The 2,007-nt window shown below is 44.3% G+C and carries 2 protein-coding genes and 1 pseudogene; all 3 read left to right on the top strand.

Features of this window, described 5'->3' with window-relative positions:
- A pseudogene (locus C9J48_RS28325) lies at positions 1-161 on the top strand (alcohol dehydrogenase); the annotation flags it as partial.
- A gap of 2 nt (positions 162-163) precedes the next feature.
- Entirely contained in the window at positions 164-1,135 is a 972-nt protein-coding gene (locus tag C9J48_RS27550) for a Gfo/Idh/MocA family protein (RefSeq protein WP_107281304.1), read from the top strand.
- A gap of 9 nt (positions 1,136-1,144) precedes the next feature.
- Positions 1,145-1,834, top strand: coding sequence for an acylneuraminate cytidylyltransferase family protein (locus C9J48_RS27545; RefSeq protein ID WP_006232876.1), 690 nt, complete (start codon positions 1,145-1,147; stop codon positions 1,832-1,834).
- Positions 1,835-2,007: the final 173 nt, after the last annotated feature.

Genomic DNA, 2,007 nt, shown 5'->3' with positions numbered 1-2,007 from the left:
CTGAAAATCACCATATTGATATGCCAACGCTGCTTGAGCAACACATGGTTGAACGTGACAATATTTTGATGTTCCCTATCCATGAATATTGGTTGGACATCGGAAGAATGGATGACTTCAACCGTGCGCAAACGGATATTCATACGTTAGGGCTTGATTAAAGATGAATAAAGTTGCAGTCATTGGTTTAGGCAATATTGCCAATCGTCACCGTCGTAATTTAAAAATGTTATTTCCAGATGCTGAATTGTTAGCCATGTCGGCCAGCGGGCGAGTGCCAAGGGAAGCGGTGAGTGATTGTGACGGTATTGTCGCCAGCGTTGAAGCACTCATTAACGCGCAAGTTGAGTTAGTAATCGTGGCATCGCCTGCGCCTTTTCACGCTCAGCATGCGATCCCTCTCATTGAGGCGGGCATACCGACACTGATTGAAAAAACCGTGACGACGACCATGGAAGATGTGCAAGCTATCCAACGCGCGATAGAGCAGTATCAAACCCCAGTTGCCGTTGGTTATTGTTTAAGGTATCTACCGTCGGCACTGCAATTAAAAGTCCAGTTGGACGCGGGTAAGATAGGCACATTGTATAATAGCCACATAGAGATTGGGCAATATTTGCCTGATTGGCGTCCAAATAAGGATTACCGTGATTGTGTGTCTGCCAATAAACTCCTCGGTGGTGGTGCACTGTTTGAGCTAAGTCATGAGCTGGATTACGCTCAGTGGTTACTAGGTCCGTTAAACTTACAACATGCAGTTTTACGCTCTTCAAAAGAGTTGGATTTGGATGTGGAAGATATGGTGGATATTCTCGCATTAACGGATTCAGGTGCTGTCACAACGATTCATTTGGATTTCTTGCAACGTAAAGCGCATCGGCAATGTAGCTTTGTGGGCAGTCAAGGGCGAATTGATTGGGATTTAATCCAAAATCAACTCATTTTGACGACCGCCACAGAGACGACCGTGCTTTACAGTGATCCCGAGTGGGACAAGAATCAGATGTATTTAGCGATGATAGACGATTTTGTGCAAATGATTGGTCAAAATCAACATACTTGCACAGAGCTACTAGAAGCTGCAACCACTGTTCGCTTTATCGATGAAGTCAAACAGCAAGCCAATATGACATAGAGAATAAGAATGAAAAATTTTGCATTCATTTTTGCTCGTGGAGGCTCAAAGGGGCTTCCAGGGAAAAATATTAAGCCTTTAGCTGGGAAGCCGTTATTACAATATTCCGTAGATACGGCACTTGCGTCACCGTCCATTAATAAAGTGTTTGTCTCAACTGACGATACTGATATCGCAAAGGTTGCGATTGAATCTGGTGCCGTGCTGATTGAAAGACCGGCAGAGTTAGCGTCTGATACCAGCCCCGAGTGGTTATCTTGGCGCCATGCCATTGAGTGGGTACAGCAACATTACGGTGAGTTTGACGGTTTTATCAGTTTGCCCGCAACCAGTCCATTGCGTGGGGTTATTGATGTTGAAGCCGCCATCAAGCAGCGTATAAAAGTTGATGCTGATATGTGTATTTCGGTTACACCCGCGAGTCGTAGTCCCTACTTTAACATGGTGAAAATCACTCAAGGCGATTTAGTGAGTCTGGTGAATGAGCCAGAATCCGATGTTACTCGCAGACAGGATGCGCCTGAAGTTTTTGATATCACCACGGTTGTGTATGCAACGACGCCACAATTTGTTCTCAATCATTATGGTTTGTTTTCAGGGAAAGTCACCAGTATTGAAGTGCCAAAAGCGCGTGCTGTTGATATCGATGATATTTATGACTTTAGATTGGCGGAAGCCATCTTGCAGGATGAAGAATAATGAACAATTTGTTGAATGAAAAAAAAATACTGATTGCCGGTGCCGGTGGCCTTCTTGGGGCTAAAATTGTGAAATATGCATTAGCGCAAGGTGCGCAAGTCATTGCGGCTGATATTAATGTTGACCTTATGCAAGAAAAGCTAAGACATCAACAAGTTGACCTTTCCTGTGAA

It is taken from the genome of Photobacterium profundum, from assembly GCF_003026285.1.
Taxonomy (GTDB): Bacteria; Pseudomonadota; Gammaproteobacteria; order Enterobacterales; family Vibrionaceae; genus Photobacterium; species Photobacterium profundum.
The sequence above is the reverse complement of the archived record's forward strand: the minus strand, read 5'-3'. Positions and strand labels throughout refer to the sequence as shown.